Genomic DNA, 15138 nt, shown 5'->3' with positions numbered 1-15138 from the left:
GGCGCCGTCCGCGCGGACCGGCGTCACGAATTCCTCATCCCACCTGGGAATCGAGGAGTTCATGATCGATACGGGTACGCGCGAGCCCACCGCGCACCGCGGCACGCTCGGATTCGCCGCCGCCGCGCTCGCCGGAATACTGGCCGGTGCCGCGGTGCTGGGCATCGGCGAACTCGTGGGTGCGATCCTGGATCCACGCTCCTCGCCGTTCTTCGCCGCCGGGGCGACGGTCGTCGATCACACGCCGCAGCAACTGCGCGAGGAGGCGATCCGGCGGTTCGGCAGTCACGACAAGGACGTGCTGTTCGCCGCCATGGGCGCCGCGATGGTGGTGCTTGCCGCACTGTGCGGTGTGCTCGAACGTCGCCGTCGCATCGGCAGTGCGGTATTCGTCGTTCTGGGTGTCGCGATCATCGCTGCGGCACTGCATCGCCCGAATGCGCAGTGGTGGTTCGCGATTCCGACCGCGGCAGGTGTGGCGGCGGGGCTGATCGTCTTGCGGCTACTGCTCCCACACGGCGGCCGGCGCGACGAGTTGCGGGGCCGCGAAGGGGCTCGGGACGGCGTCCCGGACCACGGCGATATCCCGAGTGCCACTCGATTGGCCCGGCGGCGTTTTCTGGCGATGGCGGCCGGGGCCGGCGCGATCGCGGTCGGTGCCGCGGCGGCAGGACGATTCGTGGCGCAACGGCTGCGGGACGTGGCCGCGGACCGGGCGCGATTCATCGTGCCTGGAACAGTTTCGGAGGCCGCGCCGATCACCCCGGCCATGACCCGCTCGGTGCCGGGACTTACCGCATTCGTCACGTCCGGCGCCGACTTCTACCGGGTCGACACCGCGCTGCAGGTGCCGGCCGTCAGCAGTACCGAGTGGAGCCTGCGCATCCACGGAATGGTCGACCGCACAGTGGAATTCACGATGGACGAGTTGCGTCGGCGGCCCGCGATCGCGCGCATGATCACGCTGACCTGTGTGTCCAACGAAGTGGGTGGCGAGCTCGCGGGCAATGCGGTGTGGACCGGCTACCGGCTGGCCGATCTGCTACACGAGGCGGGTGTGCGTCCGGATGCCGATATGGTGCTGTCCCGCAGCGCCGACGGGTTCACCGCCGGGACGCCGATCCAGGCGATGACCGACGGGCGTGACGCCCTGCTCGCCGTCGGCATGAACGGCGCGCCGTTGCCGCTCGAACACGGCTACCCGGCGCGGCTCGTGGTTCCCGGCCTCTACGGCTACGTCTCCGCCACCAAATGGGTGGTCGACCTCGAAGTGACCAGATTCGATCGCGCACAAGCGTATTGGACGACCCGGGGATGGGCGGACCGGGCGCCGATCAAGACCGCATCCCGGATCGATGTCCCCGCCGCCTTCGCCACCCTGTCCGCCGGCCCGGTCACAGTCGCCGGGGTCGCCTGGGCTCAGCATCGCGGTATCGCGTCGGTGGAGGTGCGAGTCGACGACGGCCCCTGGCTCGCCGCCGACCTGACCACCGAATACTCCCCCGACACCTGGCGCCAATGGACCTACCGCTGGCAGGCCACCCCGGGCACCCACACCCTGCACGTCCGCGCCACCGACACCACCGGAACCACCCAGCCCGCACAGCGCCGCCCCCCGATGCCGGACGGCGCGACGGGGTGGCATTCCCGGACGGTCAGTGTGCGGTGAGATGTTTCGTGCGCCGTGGGCGGGTAGCCACCCTGTGACACCGACCGACCGACACCGACCGAGTCGGATTCCGTCGTACGAGGAGTGGTGACCGATGACATCGACCAACATCCAGCCGATGAGCGCCTCGGGTCCCGACGCCGAACCGTTCGAGACGGTCGACGCCTATACCGGCGAAACCCTCGCCGAACTGCCCTATCTGGCGACCGAACAACTCGATGCCCTGCTCGAGCGTGCGGACGACGCCTATCGGTCGTGGCGCGCCACGCCGGTCGAGCAGCGTGCGCGGATGGTGTCCGCCGCAGCCGATCTGATGCGCGAACGCAAGGACGACCTCGCCCGGCTCATCACCCGCGAAATGGGCAAACGCATCTCCGAGAGCGAGTTCGAAGTCGACCTCGCGGCGAGCATCCTGCAGTACTACGGCGAGAACGGCCCGCGCATTCTGGAGCCCACCGCGCTGCCGGTCGAGGAGGGTGAAGCCCAGGTCGTCAACGCACCGCTGGGGGTGCTGCTCGGCATCGAGCCGTGGAACTTCCCGCTCTATCAGGTAGTGCGGTTCGCGGCGCCGAATCTGGTGCTGGGCAACACGATTCTGCTCAAGCACGCCAAGATCTGCGCGCTCACCGCGCTCGAACTGCAGAAGATCTTCACCGACGCCGGCGCGCCCGAAGGGGTGTACACCAACGTCTTCCTGCGGATCTCGGACGTCGAGCACGTCCTGGCGCACCCCGCTGTCCAGGGCGTATCCCTCACCGGCAGCGACGCCGCCGGTGCGTCGGTGGCCGAGATCGCCGGGCGGCACGTGAAGAAATGCGTGCTAGAACTCGGCGGCAGCGACCCCTTCATCGTGCTCGACGCCGACGATCTGGACGACACGATCGATGCGGCGACCACCGGGCGACTGGCGAACACCGGTCAAAGTTGTGTCGCCGCAAAACGTTTCATCGTCCCGGACGAACTGTGCGACCGCTTCGTGGCCGGCCTGGCCGAGCGGTTCGGCGCACTGCGCCCCGGCGACCCGTCGGATCCGGAGACCACACTCGGACCGCTCTCCTCCCCTAAGGCCGCCGACGACCTGCTGGAACAGGTTCAGGATGCCCGCGAGAAGGGCGCCACGGTGGTCACCGGTGGCGGCCGCCCCGACGTACCGGCACCCGGACGCCGCGACGCGTTCGTCGACGCGACGGTACTGACCGATGTCACCCCCGAGATGCGGGCCTATTCCGAGGAGCTGTTCGGACCGGTCGCGGTGGTATACCGCGTCGGCGACGAACGCGAGGCGATCGAGTTGGCGAACACCTCGAAGTTCGGACTCGGCGCCACGGTGTACAGCAGCGACCCGGACCGCGCGCGAGCGGTGGCCGAACAGATCGACAGCGGCATGGTGTGGATCAACCACCCGACCTCCTCGCAGGCCGATCTGCCCTTCGGCGGCGTGAAGCAGTCCGGTTTCGGTCGCGAACTGTCCGAACTCGGCATGTTCGGTTTCGCCAATCGCAAGCTGATTCGCTCGCTGCCCCGCAAGACCGCATCCGCCGGTGTCGCGGGCTGACCGTTCGAAGGAGGAGATGCGCATGCGTGCAGCGGTGCTGCGGGAATTCGGTGGTCCGGAAGCACTCGCGGTTCGAGACGTCGACACGCCACGTCCCGGCCCGGGTGAGGTGCTGGTGCGAGTCCGGGCGTCGAGCGCGAACCCGGTGGACGGAATCATCCGCCGGGGACTGGCGAATCCGAACCTGGCTCTGCCCGCCGTGCTCGGCAGCGATGTCGCCGGAGAGGTGGAACAGGTCGGTGACGGTGTCACCGACGTGGCGGTCGGCGATGCCGTGTACTACACCTCGGAACTGGCCTCGGGTGGGGGCGCCTATGCCCAGTACCACGTGGCGGCCGCCTCGATCGTCGCGCCGAAACCCACGAGCCTGTCGTTCGCGGAGGCCGCCGCGATTCCGCTGGCCGGCGGAACCGCGTGGGAGGTGGTCGTGCGCCGGCTCGCCGTGCGGCCGGGGCAGACCGTGCTGGTACACGGTGGATCCGGCGGTGTCGGCACGTTCGCGGTGCAGTTCGCCCGCGCGGCCGGCGCCTCGGTGCTGGCCACCGCCGGGGCGGACCATCAGCAGCTGCTGCGGGATCTCGGCGCGACCCCGATCGACTACAAGAGCGAGGACTTCGTCGAGGTGGCCCGGACGCACACCGACGGCACCGGCGTCGACGCGGTACTCGACACCGTGGGCGGTGAGAATGTCGGCCGCAGCTGCGCGGCCACTCGCGACGGCGGACGCATCGCGACCATCCTCGGGCCGGAGGGCCGGCTCGACGATCTCTACCAGCGCAACCAGACGCTCTACGGCATCTTCCTCAGCCGCGAACGCCGCCGGCTCACCGAGATGACCCCGCTGTTCGAGCGCGGACTCGTCCATCCGCGGATCGCGAAGACCATGCCGCTCGACGACATCGTCGCGATCCACGAACAGCTGGACGAGGGGCACAACGCGGGCAAGCTCGTCATCGACGTGCCCTGATACCCCGCCTCAGTTCTGCCGGGGCAGCAGTTCGGTGACGAACCGGTCGACGAATTCCGCCGATATCGCGCCGTCGGCCGGCACCACCACGAATTTGCTCAGGCCGGCCGCGAGGTACTCGTCCACCAGCCGGTGCACGTCCGCCCAGCTCCCGGCGATCACGTCGTTCGGGTCGGCACCCGCTCGCTGCGCGCCGATCCGTGCCGCCAGCTGGGCGGGGATGCCGTTCTCCGCGAGCAACAGCGTGATGCCGAAGTGATCGGCTTCGATCTCCCGGCCCGCCGCGGCGGCCGCCGCATTGATCGCCGACACCCCGGCCGCCGCCTCGGCCGGGGTCACGAAACTCCCGAGCCAGCCGTCGCCGTATCGGCCGATGCGGCGGAAGGCGCCCGGTGCGCGACCACCGAGCCAGATGTCGGGCGGGCGGGCCGGCCGCTTGCCCACCGTCGCCCCGCGAACGGTGAAGTAGTCGCCGTCGAAATCGACATCGTCGGCGCGCAGCACCGCCCGCAGCAGGCGCAGCGATTCGTCGAAGACCGCGCCGCGCGGTCCCGGCACCGGAAACAGGGCCTGCTCGCCGGGCCCTGCCGGTCGCAGTCCGAATACCGGCAGCACCCGCTTCGGAGCCAAGGACGCCAAGGACGCCAGCTGCTTGGCGACCAGCACGGGATGGCGCCCCGGCAGAATCGCGACCGAGGTGCCGACTTTCAGACGGCTGGTGCGGGCCAGCGCGAACGCCATCCCCACCGTCGGATCCACGGCCGGCGCGAAGACCAGTTCGGAGAACCACAGCGAATCGACCCGCGCGGCCTCGAGCCGATCCACCAGCGCCGCCAGATCTTCCGGATCGGCCGCCGAACCCGTACCCACCCCGAACCGGATCTTCACCTCGCCATTGCTCACAAGCCTGCACAACAGCCGCATCGGGATCGATATTTCGGCCGAGTCCGGCGCCTTCACCCGCGGCGGGTGATCCGGTTGCGCCCTGCCCGGCGGCACAATCGGTCGGATGAGGACTTCGTCGCGGTCGCGCTGTGCCCGCATGCTGGGCGTGCTCCTCGCGGTATGGGCCGGGGTCTGGTCGGCGCCGTCGGCCGGTGCGCAGGCCGCGCCCGATTCACCGCTGTGCGCCTGGCGGTTCATGTCGAACAGCACGGTGCTCAATGTGGCGTTTCCGGATGCCAACGCCACCTACTGGGTGCTGCCGTATGCGCTCGGTCCGGGCGACTCCATCGAATTGTCGGGCAGCTACCCCGCCGCGCGCTACTTCTCGCTCAATACCTACGGCACGAACTTCGATACCGCGGATACGTTGCGGGACAACCAGATTGCCCCCGATCCGGGCAGCGCCAATCCGTTCGCCGCACCGACGGCCGCGCCGGATACGCAGCGGCGCTGGCACGCTCGACTGGTCACCGGCGCAGCAGACCACGGCCGCAACGAAATTCGGGCGTTGCCCGCCGCGCAGAGCGCGCCCATCGGATTCCTGATCATCCGGGTCTATGTGCCGACCGACCCGACTTCGGCCGGCGGTGGGGTACCACTGCCCGATGCGACGCTGACCGTCGCCGGCGCGACCGTCACCAGGCAACCGTGCAGCCGGGTCTTCGACCCCAGCGCCTATCCCGGCCCCCTCGCTCAGGCCGCGACCGCCGGATTCGACCAGGTCATCGCCGGGGCCGCGGCGGGCGCGTTCCCGGGCAACGTGCCCGAGGCCACGTTCGTGAATCCGGCGAGCACCTCGGGGCTGTTCCCGAACGGCGACAACAAATACCTCGGGGCGGGCCTCACCTATCAGCCGGGCCGCCTGGTCGTGGTGCGCGGCAAGGCGCCGGATTTCCCGGATTCGCGAGCCGGACAGCCTCCGACCGACCCGGCTCAGCAGGTCCGATATTGGTCGATGTGCCAGAACGACCTGGTGACGCCCTATCCGGTCGTGGCCTGCGCGGCCGACTTCCAGACCCGGCTCGACGCCGACGGCTACTACACCTACGTCGTCGCGGCGCCGGAAGACCTACCGGCACACATGGATTCGAGTGTCACCGTGCTGCCCTGGGGCAGCACGCAGGTGGCGAAGAAGGTTCTCTTCCTGCGGAACATGCTGCCGAGCGAGAGCTTCTACCCGCAATCGATCCAGGCCTCACAGGACCGCGGCGGCGATCCGGCCACCACGATGGGCCCCTATTATCCGGTGGCCACCTACTGCACCACCGCCGTATTCGCCGCCACCGGAGCGGCCGGATGCTTCGGAGCGGGCCGCTGAATCGCCGGTCTCAGTTCTTGTCGTCGAGGCTGTCCAAGGTGGTCAGGATCGCCTCGACCGGGATGCGGCCGGCGGCGACGGTTTCGGCGCCGTTGCGCCGCAGAGCCACCGACAGTGGTGCGGCCCAGGTGTTTTCGTAGATCAGAACGGCGGCCGAACGCCCGGGGTGCAGCGCGGCGCCCGCCTCCCGCAGATCACCGTCGTCGAGTACACCCGTCGTCTCCTCGGCGAACAAGGCCACGCTCGCTTCGCACTCGAGCCCGATATCGGCGATATCGATGCCGGTCAGCGACCCGTCGCCCTCTTTCCGGAGGAACGCCAGATTCAGCACGCGGATGATGCCGCGGCCGACCAGATCGCGCAGCACCGGCAGGGCCGAGCCGTCCGGGGGGCGGCCCGCGGGGAATTCGATGACGAGATAGTCGATCGGACCCATCTCATCGATACCGGCAGCACTGGTCATCCGAGCACCTCATCCCTGGCCGGATCACCGGCGTGATTCGGCGAGACAGCAGCTGACGCCACGCGGTAAACGACGACCAGATCGGCCACCGGCGTGACACCTAATGATTCGAAGCCGGGCCGCTCGCGGATAAACCGGAATCTATTCCTGCACGCAAGCCGGTCGGACACGGTGTCTCATACGCGTCCCGAATCGCAAGTCCGGCCGGTGAATCCGCCGGGCGGACGCCGCCCGTTCACCCGGCTCGGCGACACCACGGAATTTCGCTCACGGTGAGTCTGGATGGTGGCAAAGCGCGTGTGGCGGCGAAGAATTCGCGTGACCGCGGTGTGGAAGGGGTAGTGGTGACGACGTCGGTGCCTGTGCGACTCGAGCACGCCGAAGACATACATCCGGGCGTCGACGTGCCGCTGCTCCGCGACGCCGTGCTGGCCGAGCGCACGCTGTGGACACCGGCCGAACTACACGAGCTCACCGCGGTGGTGGCGAGCGCACTGGCGACACCGCTGCTGGATATCGTGCGGTTCGACACCTCGCGGCGCTGGTGGACCCGGCTCGCGCTGACGATGGGCGTGGAACTGTGGCTGCTGTCGTGGGCGCCCGGGCAGGGCACCGAACCGCACGACCACGGGGGCGCGTCGGGGTCGTTCACCGTCTCGATCGGCGAACTGGACGAGGACTACCGCTACCCCACCGGCCCGGTACGCTCGGCCGGGCGCCGGGCCGGCGACACGATCGCATTCGGGCCCGAACGCGCCCACCAGCTGCACAACCGCAGCGCCCGGCCGGCCACCACGGTGCACGCCTGCTCGCCACCGCTGCGACCGGTCCGCGAATACCGGTCGCTGCGCGATTTCACCGGTGTGTGACCATGCCGGTAGCCCCCATCGCCCGATCGCCGAGGAGTGACGGTATGAGCGCCGAGGATCTGCTCGCACAGGCACGCGCCGGATTGAACCGCGTCGAGCCCGTCACCGCCGCGCACCGGTTGGCCGAGGGCGCGCTCGTGGTCGATATCCGCCCGCACGCCGACCGCCTCGCCGAGGGGGAGATCCCCGGCGCGGTCGTCGTCGAACGGATCGTGCTGGAATGGCGGCTCGACCCCGGCGGTTCGCATCGGCTCCCGGATCTGACGCCCGACACCGAGGTGATCATCGTCTGCAACGAGGGCTACGCCTCCAGCCTGGCCGCCGCCGACGCACAGCGTCTCGGACTGGCTCGCGCCACCGATCTGGTCGGCGGGTTCCGGGCGTGGAAGGCGGCCGGCCTGCCCGTGGCTCCCGGCGGCACCCCCGCCGTTCCGTAGCACCACCGACCGCCACCCGCCTCCCCGTACGGTTGCCACGACAACCACACGTCCGCAGCGCCGCGTCTACCTCCCGGTTCCCGGAATTCTTACACCTGCAAACGATCTGGCTGAGAATGTAGAGGGGCAAACGGAATTACGAGGAGTGCGATGACCAGGTGTGCGCATTATGTCGGAAGTGTTCCAGCCGAGTTGATGACCGGGGATGCTGCGGTGCTGCAGTGGTTCGCCGACCGCAGTGCGGGCCATCCCGTGACCGGACTGCCCTGTGACCTGGATCCGGACTGGATCCTCGACTACCTCCGCCGGCGCAGAGAGCACGAGGACGTCTTCGATGTCGTCCGCACCGGCGATTACTCCGACTACAGCGATTTCCCGAGCTACGGCCTTCGCCCGGGGGCGAAGCTGGAACCGCGGCACGTGGCGATGGACCGGCTCGAGCGCATCGGCGCCGTGGTAGCCGCCTTCGACGAGGTGCGTGCCGGGCGGCCCGAACTGGACGGGACGAGATTGCAACTGAGCCAACCCAATCCGCTGGATCTGGCGATGTTCGTCTTCGCCGGTGCGGCGGTGTCGAACGGCTTCCCGCTCGGCCCGGCACTGCGCCGCTCCGATCTCATCGTGGCCGCGCTGCGGCATCTTCCGGTCTTCACCGAGGCCGCACTGCAAGAGATCGCGGAGGTGAACGCGCGCTACGGCGATCGCGTGGTCTGGCAGGTCGAATCACCGTTCGCGCTGCTGGGCATGGTCAAGGCCGACCAGCTGGGCGCGAAATGGGCGGCGGCGCCGCTGCTGGCTCGCCAGCTGGCCGGGGTACTCACCGGCATACACGAGATCGGGGCACAGGCGGTGGTCCACCTGTGCTACGGCGATTACCAGCACAAGGCGCTGCTCAGCCCGCGTTCGCTGGCGCCAGCGGTCACCCTGCTGAAGCACACCGCACGCCGGCTGCGCGCAGCCGGCACTCCCCTTCCGGCAGTGCACATTCCGTGTGCGTTCGGTGCCGAACCCGCGCCCCAGGACGCCGCGTTCTACGCACCCCTGCGCCGGCTGGACCCGGACTGGAACGTCATCGCGGGGGTGGTGTCACCGGATTCCGCCGACGACAGCGCACACGCCCTGCGACTGTTCGAGCAGGCGGCCGGTCGTACCGCGTTCGGTGTCGCGACCGCATGCGGTCTCGGCCGCTGCAGTGTTGCGGACGCCCAGCGGGCTGCCGAGACGACCGCGGCACTGACCGCGGAGACGACCACCGGATAGCGCCCACGGCAGGAGTCGCGGTGCCTGCGTCAGTGCGCTGACGCAGGCACCGCGGCCTCGCGTGGACGCCCGTCGGCTCGCCGGCATACCGCAATGTCGTTCGGCCCCAAGGATTCTCCCGCACATGCCCGGCGACCAGGGCATACCCCGAAGGAGTCGTCGGAATCCGGCGGATGCCACGCGGGAACCGGACAAAGGCCTTACTCTGATTGAGTCGGTGGAAGTGGGGTGATGCCGGACGTGACCAACCGGGACTGCAAACCCGCATCGGTCCGTCGTCACCGTCTCTACCGCTTTGCTCGCCGAAAACGGCACTCACGTAACGCAACGTCGCGTCCCCTGTCGTGACCCTAGCCGCGCATCACAGACAGCGGCATTTTCGTACCCCTATCAGCTATCTTCTAGCTACGCACTGTCGGTATGAGCTTGCATCGAAACTTACTGTTTCCCTTGATGATTCAAGTACTACTGATAAACTGATTCCCCGTGCGCCGAGTTCGAGTTAACAAGCGGCTACGGAGGTTTCGGAGTTTGTCGTAGGGCATGCCATCCGGACTCGGTCCGGCAGCCGATCAGGCGCACCGTCCGTTCGTACGCAGTTCCAGGGAGTTGCTATGGGGAACAACGAAATTCCGCGCGTTCTGGTGGTAGGCGGCGGCCCAGCGGGGTCGACCGCAGCCGCACTGCTCGCACGGTCCGGAGTGCAGGTGACCCTCCTGGAGCGGGATACGTTCCCGCGCTACCACATCGGAGAATCACTGCTGGCCTCGTGCCTGTCCACGCTGCGGGTTTCCGGCGCCTACGACAGGGTCGCCGCGCACGGCTTCCAGATCAAACGCGGCGGCTACTTCCAATGGCAGAACGACACCTGGCTGCTGGACTGGTCCAAGCTCGTCGATGCCGAGGCATGGTCCTGGCAGGTCGACCGGGCCACCTTCGACGACCTCCTGCTGCGCAATGCCGCCGACCAGGGCGCGGAGGTCATCGAACAGGCGACCGTCAAGAACATCCTGTTCGACGGTGAGCGTCCGACCGCGGCGGAATGGGTCAAGGCCGGCGACGACACCGTCCACACCGCCGAGTTCGATTTCCTCGTCGACGCCACCGGCCGAGACGGGTTGCTGGCCAAGCACTTCGGCATGCGTCGCCAACATCCGGCCTTCCGCAACGTGGCGATCTGGTCCTACTGGAAGGGCGCACACCTGCACCCGGACAGCCCGGAGGGCGCGATCAACGTGGTGTCGACCCAGGAGGGCGGCTGGTTCTGGAACATTCCGCTCGCCGACGGCCGTACCAGCGTCGGCTATGTGATCTCGGCGCGGCTGGCTGCGGAGAAGCTGCGCGCGCACGATTCGCGCCAGTCGTACTACCTGGAGACCATCCGGGAGAGCAAGCCGATGTGCGAGATGCTCGAGGGTGCCGAGCAGATCGCCGATGTGCGGGCCGAACAGGACTACTCCTACGTCGCCGACCGGTTCTGCGGCCCCGGCTACGTCCTCGTCGGCGACGCCGCGTGCTTCCTGGATCCGTTGCTGTCCACCGGAGTTCACCTGGCGACCTATTCCGGGCTCGTGTCCGCGGCGGCGATCGCGACCACACTGCGCGGTGAGATGTCCGAAACCGATGCGCTGGCGTACTACGAGTACACCTACCGCCGCGGCTACACCCGCTTCCTCTCGCTGGTCTCACGGATGTACGAGCACTACATCGGCTCCGAGGAATACTTCGCGCACGCGCACAAGCTCACCGACGTCCACGACGGCGATTCGCCCGAGCAGTCGTTCACCCGGATCATGGCCGGCCTGACCGATGTCAGCGAGACCACGGGCGATCAGGACCGCACCGGCACCGAGGTCATCGTCTCCGAGGCGGAGCGCCTGCACACCGCCCCGGAGACCGACGGGGTCAACATCAAGTACATGGGCGGCCTGGATATGTCGCCGGTCTGGGACCACTGGCGCGATCCGCTGTCCGACACCACGATGGGCGAGATTCGCATCACCACGGAACCGGTGTTCGGCCTGACCACCCGCCCGCGCTCCGACGCCGAGCGCGAGGCCATGACTCTCCCGGTCCAACCGCCCCGCAAGGGTGCCGGCGCCGCTCTCTAGCGGTGACGTCACCAGGACTCCCGGTGCGAACCGAGACGTGGAGTCGACAGTGACCGTCACAGGATCCGTCCCCGGCCCGCTGAGCGAACCCACGCCCAGCGGGCCGGGCCCCCGGACGAACCCGGCCACGCAGATCGAGCGATTCCACCACCCCACGACCCGAACCCTGCTGTCGGGCACCGGCTTCACGACCACGGCGCTCGAACACATCCTCGAGACGACGCTGAGCGTGCACGTCCTGCGCCAGCAGCAGGTTCCGCCCCGAACACTGCCCACATTCATCGTCGACGAACTCCGGCTGCAGGATGCCGACGGCGCGCTGGTCCGGCGCTCCCGCCTGGTCACCCCCGCGCTGGCTACCGTCTCGCTCAATTACGTAGTGGCCGTGCCACAATCGGCTGCCGCCAGCGGAATCGACGATGTCCGGATGCCGATCGGCCACGGCTTGCTCACCCGCGGCCTGCCCCAGCACCGCCGCCTGCTCTGGGCGGGCATCAGGCGGTGGCCGGACGGCCGGCCCAGTGCGTCCAGGGCGTACATCATGACGCTCGGCCGCCGCCCCGTGTGCTACATCCGCGAAGTCTTCCATCCCGCGGTCGTCCCGCCCGCACACACGACGGGTCCGCTGCCGGAACCGGCTCTGCCGGATGATGTTTTCGAGGAGAACTGAGTGCCTGCTCCCACCATCACGGTCCTACTCGACTTGGTTCTCATCATGGCGGCCGCGCACCTGCTCGGATGGCTGGCCGAAAAAATCGGGCAGCCACCGGTCATCGGTGAGATCGCCGCCGGGATCCTCGCCGGTCCCACCGTCATCGGACACCACCTGTCCGCCACCCTGTTTCCCGAAGCCGGACGCTCGTATCTGACGCTGCTCGCCAATATCGGTGTGGCAGTGTTCATGTTCGTCGCCGGACTGGAACTCGATCGGGAGATATTCCGCGGCGCCCGGCGCTCGATCCCCGCGGTTTCCGCGGCGGCCTACGCGATTCCCTTCGCACTGGGCAGCGCGGTCGCGATCACCGTCCTGGCACGTCACACCACCGGCAATCGGTTGCACTTCGCGCTGTTCGTCGGCTGCGCGATGGCCGTGACCGCTTTTCCGGTACTGGCCCGAATCCTGCACGACCGCAATCTCGTTCGCACCGAGATCGGACAGCTCAGCCTGGCCTGCGCGGCGCTGGTCGACGTCGTAGCGTGGTCGGTCCTCGCCGTCGTCCTCGCCCTCGCGCACCCCGGTGGTGTCCAGTGGCGGCTCGTTCTGCTCCTACCGCTGGTCGGTCTGCTGTGGTGGTTCATCCGACCGTTGCTGGCCCGGATCTCGGAATCCGGTACCCAGCAGACGATGATCGTGCTCGGCGTGGGTGGGGCGCTCGGGCTCGCCGCGATCACCGAATGGATCGGATTGCATCTGATCTTCGGCGCTTTCGCCTTCGGTGTCATATTCCCGCGCGAACGCCGCCGGACGGTCGAGGCCGGTGTGCGAATCCTGTGCATCCTGCTGATGCCCGGCTTCTTCGTGATCGCCGGGCTGGCCGTGGATCTCGGCTCGGTCGACGCGACATCGATCGGCGAACTGATCGCGGTCATCGGGGTCGCGGTGGTGGGCAAAGTCGGCAGCGTCTATCTCGCAGGGCGGTTGACCGGGATGCAGTCGCGAGCGGCCGCCGCGGTGGCAGCGCTGCTCAACACCCGAGGTCTGACCGAGCTGGTGATTCTGAACGTGGGCCTGACCACCGGTCTCATCGGCACCCAGTTGTATTCACTGCTGGTGATAATGGCCCTGGTGACCACCGCGTCGACGGCGCCGATGCTCCGTCTGCTCGGCATATCTCGCGGCGACCGACCGTCCCGTCCGCCGCACGCACCGGACTCGGAGCGCGATCCGGACCTGGGCGCCGTGGCCGCGGCGGCGGCGCCCGATATGAGCGGAAAGCACTGACCCACAAGCACATCCGATCGACTCCGGATGCGGGTGGCGGCACCCTGCTCCCACGTTCGCAGACACCGTCGCCGCGTCGCTGCTATGTTGCTTGCGTGGGCGAACCGCCAGGCACCGTGAGCGCGACATGTGCCGCGCCCGCCGAGCTGTCGTCGAATTCCTGTTCCACCCGTCTGGAGTCCCGTCTTTGACCACACCACAGTCACCCCTTCCCGAGCCCTACACCACGGCGACCGGAATATGTCCCGTCCAGCACGGCTCGCCCTTCGATGCCGACGACGACCGATTCCCGATGTACACAGTCGAATTCGTCGCCGATCCACATGCCGCCTATCGAGAGATGCGACGGCAGTACCCCTCCCTCGTTCCCGTCGAGCTCGCCCCCGGTGTGCCTGCCACCCTGGTCATCGACTATGCCGTCGCGGTTCGCATTCTCAACGACCCGGACCACTTTCCCTCCGATCCGCGCACCTGGCAGAAAACCATTCCGCAGGATTCACCGGTGCGCCCGATGATGGAGTGGTATCCGGCGGCCCGGTACAACACCGGTGCGCCGCACGCCCGTTACCGCGCTCCGTCGGTCGCCGCGATCGACCACATCGACCTCCACAGCGTGCCCGCGATCGTGGAAAGGGTTGCCGTTCCGCTGGTCAACTCCTTCTGTGAGCAGGGATCCGCCGATCTCGTCATGCAGTACTCGTTCCCGCTGGTCCTCGAGGTCCTCAACCGGATGGTCGGCTGCCCGGCCGACATCGGGACCCGCGTCGCCAACGGCATGGCCGCCCGGTTCGACACCGTCAGAGGTCAACAGGGCATGGACATGCTCAAGGAAGCGCTGATGGAACTGATCGCGTTCCGGCGCGAGCAGCCGGGCGACGACGTCACCTCGCACCTGGCTCATCACCCGAACGGCCTCAACGACGTCGAGGTGTTCGCCCAGCTGATGTCCTTCTACGGCGCGGGCTTCGAGGCCCAGCGCAATCTCATCAACAACGCGCTGATGCTCATCCTCACCGATGAGCGATTCCGGTTCGGCGACATCCTCGGCCGCAACCTGTCCACCACCGACGCCCTCGACGAAATCCTGTTCAACGACCCGCCGATGGCCAACTTCTGCACCACCTATCCACGGCAGCCGATCATGATCGACGGTGTGTGGCTGCCCGCCGATCAGCCGGTCCTGATCAGCCTCGCGGCGTGCAACAACGATCCGAAGATCCGCGGCGAAGCCTCGAGCAGTATCGGCAACCGTTCGCATCTGGCCTGGAGCACCGGCCCGCACAGCTGCCCCGCCAAATCGGTGGCCTACCTGACGGTCCAGAACGCCATCGACCAGCTCTTCGACGCGCTGCCGGAAATTCAGTTGGCCGTCCCGGCCGCACAACTGGAATGGCGGCCCGGCCCGTTCCACCGGGCCCTGACCTCGTTGCCGGTCGTCTTCCCCAAATCGCCGCCCCTGCCCGTGATGTAGCCACCCTCATCGCCCGGCCCGGGCGACCGCCGCGACGGTCGCCGGGTCGGGTGGCGCCGTACGGGCGATTGCCAATAGTGGGACGCCCCGCAGGGCAAGACCTGTTGAGCTTGAACTCATTTGGTGGTTTC

At 68.2% G+C, this 15138-nt stretch carries 13 protein-coding genes; 11 read left to right on the top strand and 2 right to left on the bottom strand.

Features of this window, described 5'->3' with window-relative positions; translation table 11 throughout:
- The first annotated feature begins 61 nt into the window (after window positions 1-61).
- From IG65_RS0108465 to IG65_RS0108455, 3 genes are all read left to right on the top strand, one after another.
- Window positions 62-1669, top strand: a complete 1608-nt coding sequence (locus tag IG65_RS0108465) for a molybdopterin-dependent oxidoreductase (RefSeq protein ID WP_081879342.1) — start codon at window positions 62-64, stop codon at window positions 1667-1669.
- Window positions 1670-1763: 94 nt separating this feature from the next.
- Window positions 1764-3224: an NAD-dependent succinate-semialdehyde dehydrogenase gene (locus IG65_RS0108460; RefSeq protein WP_030514287.1), complete on the top strand. Its 1461-nt coding sequence runs from the start codon at window positions 1764-1766 to the stop codon at window positions 3222-3224.
- 22 nt (window positions 3225-3246) lie between these two features.
- Entirely contained in the window at window positions 3247-4191 is a 945-nt protein-coding gene (locus tag IG65_RS0108455; RefSeq protein WP_030514286.1) for a zinc-binding dehydrogenase, read from the top strand.
- 9 nt (window positions 4192-4200) lie between these two features.
- On the opposite strand, the gene IG65_RS0108450 is transcribed toward IG65_RS0108455, so the two are convergent.
- Window positions 4201-5079: a TIGR03854 family LLM class F420-dependent oxidoreductase gene (locus tag IG65_RS0108450; RefSeq protein WP_030514285.1), complete on the bottom strand. Its 879-nt coding sequence runs from the start codon at window positions 5077-5079 to the stop codon at window positions 4201-4203.
- Between the two features lie 121 nt (window positions 5080-5200).
- Here IG65_RS0108450 and IG65_RS0108445 point away from each other — a divergent pair, with 121 nt between their 5' ends.
- A complete protein-coding gene (locus tag IG65_RS0108445) occupies window positions 5201-6454 on the top strand; it encodes a hypothetical protein (protein ID WP_369801492.1) in 1254 nt (417 codons plus the stop codon).
- A 10-nt stretch (window positions 6455-6464) separates the two neighbouring features.
- Here IG65_RS0108445 and IG65_RS0108440 read toward each other — a convergent pair whose 3' ends face one another.
- Window positions 6465-6917: a DUF6325 family protein gene (locus IG65_RS0108440; RefSeq protein WP_030514283.1), complete on the bottom strand. Its 453-nt coding sequence runs from the start codon at window positions 6915-6917 to the stop codon at window positions 6465-6467.
- A gap of 344 nt (window positions 6918-7261) precedes the next feature.
- On the opposite strand from IG65_RS0108440, the gene IG65_RS0108435 reads away from it, so the two are divergent.
- From IG65_RS0108435 to IG65_RS0108405, 7 genes are all read left to right on the top strand, one after another.
- Window positions 7262-7786 (top strand): cysteine dioxygenase family protein, encoded by a 525-nt coding sequence (locus tag IG65_RS0108435; protein WP_030514282.1) that lies wholly within the window; start codon window positions 7262-7264, stop codon window positions 7784-7786.
- Window positions 7787-7830: 44 nt separating this feature from the next.
- Complete coding sequence (locus IG65_RS0108430; RefSeq protein ID WP_030514281.1) at window positions 7831-8223, top strand: rhodanese-like domain-containing protein; 393 nt, start codon at window positions 7831-7833, stop codon at window positions 8221-8223.
- A 195-nt stretch (window positions 8224-8418) separates the two neighbouring features.
- A complete protein-coding gene (locus IG65_RS0108425; RefSeq protein WP_030514280.1) occupies window positions 8419-9483 on the top strand; it encodes a hypothetical protein in 1065 nt (354 codons plus the stop codon).
- 614 nt (window positions 9484-10097) lie between these two features.
- Window positions 10098-11594 (top strand): NAD(P)/FAD-dependent oxidoreductase, encoded by a 1497-nt coding sequence (locus tag IG65_RS0108420; RefSeq protein WP_030514279.1) that lies wholly within the window; start codon window positions 10098-10100, stop codon window positions 11592-11594.
- Between the two features lie 49 nt (window positions 11595-11643).
- Window positions 11644-12264 carry a hypothetical protein gene (locus tag IG65_RS0108415; RefSeq protein WP_030514278.1) on the top strand — a complete coding sequence of 207 codons (621 nt, stop codon included), beginning with the start codon at window positions 11644-11646 and terminating at the stop codon, window positions 12262-12264.
- Window positions 12265-13536, top strand: a complete 1272-nt coding sequence (locus IG65_RS0108410) for a cation:proton antiporter (RefSeq protein WP_051755548.1) — start codon at window positions 12265-12267, stop codon at window positions 13534-13536.
- A gap of 187 nt (window positions 13537-13723) precedes the next feature.
- Window positions 13724-15007, top strand: a complete 1284-nt coding sequence (locus IG65_RS0108405; protein ID WP_051755547.1) for a cytochrome P450 — start codon at window positions 13724-13726, stop codon at window positions 15005-15007.
- Window positions 15008-15138: the final 131 nt, after the last annotated feature.

The organism is Nocardia sp. NRRL WC-3656 (genome assembly GCF_000720265.1).
GTDB lineage: Bacteria > Actinomycetota > Actinomycetes > Mycobacteriales > Mycobacteriaceae > Nocardia > Nocardia nova.
This window is presented reverse-complemented; position numbering and strand designations above follow the sequence as displayed.

Excerpts from the sequence above, each read along its gene's own strand:
- IG65_RS0108465 (WP_081879342.1), top strand. The coding sequence starts at position 62 with ATGATCGATACGGGTACGCGCGAGCCCACCGCGCACCGCGGCACGCTC.
- IG65_RS0108460 (WP_030514287.1), top strand. The coding sequence starts at position 1,764 with ATGACATCGACCAACATCCAGCCGATGAGCGCCTCGGGTCCCGACGCC.
- IG65_RS0108455 (WP_030514286.1), top strand. The coding sequence starts at position 3,247 with ATGCGTGCAGCGGTGCTGCGGGAATTCGGTGGTCCGGAAGCACTCGCG.
- IG65_RS0108445 (WP_369801492.1), top strand. The coding sequence starts at position 5,201 with ATGAGGACTTCGTCGCGGTCGCGCTGTGCCCGCATGCTGGGCGTGCTC.
- IG65_RS0108440 (WP_030514283.1), bottom strand. The coding sequence starts at position 6,917 with ATGACCAGTGCTGCCGGTATCGATGAGATGGGTCCGATCGACTATCTC.
- IG65_RS0108430 (WP_030514281.1), top strand. The coding sequence starts at position 7,831 with ATGAGCGCCGAGGATCTGCTCGCACAGGCACGCGCCGGATTGAACCGC.
- IG65_RS0108425 (WP_030514280.1), top strand. The coding sequence starts at position 8,419 with ATGACCGGGGATGCTGCGGTGCTGCAGTGGTTCGCCGACCGCAGTGCG.
- IG65_RS0108420 (WP_030514279.1), top strand. The coding sequence starts at position 10,098 with ATGGGGAACAACGAAATTCCGCGCGTTCTGGTGGTAGGCGGCGGCCCA.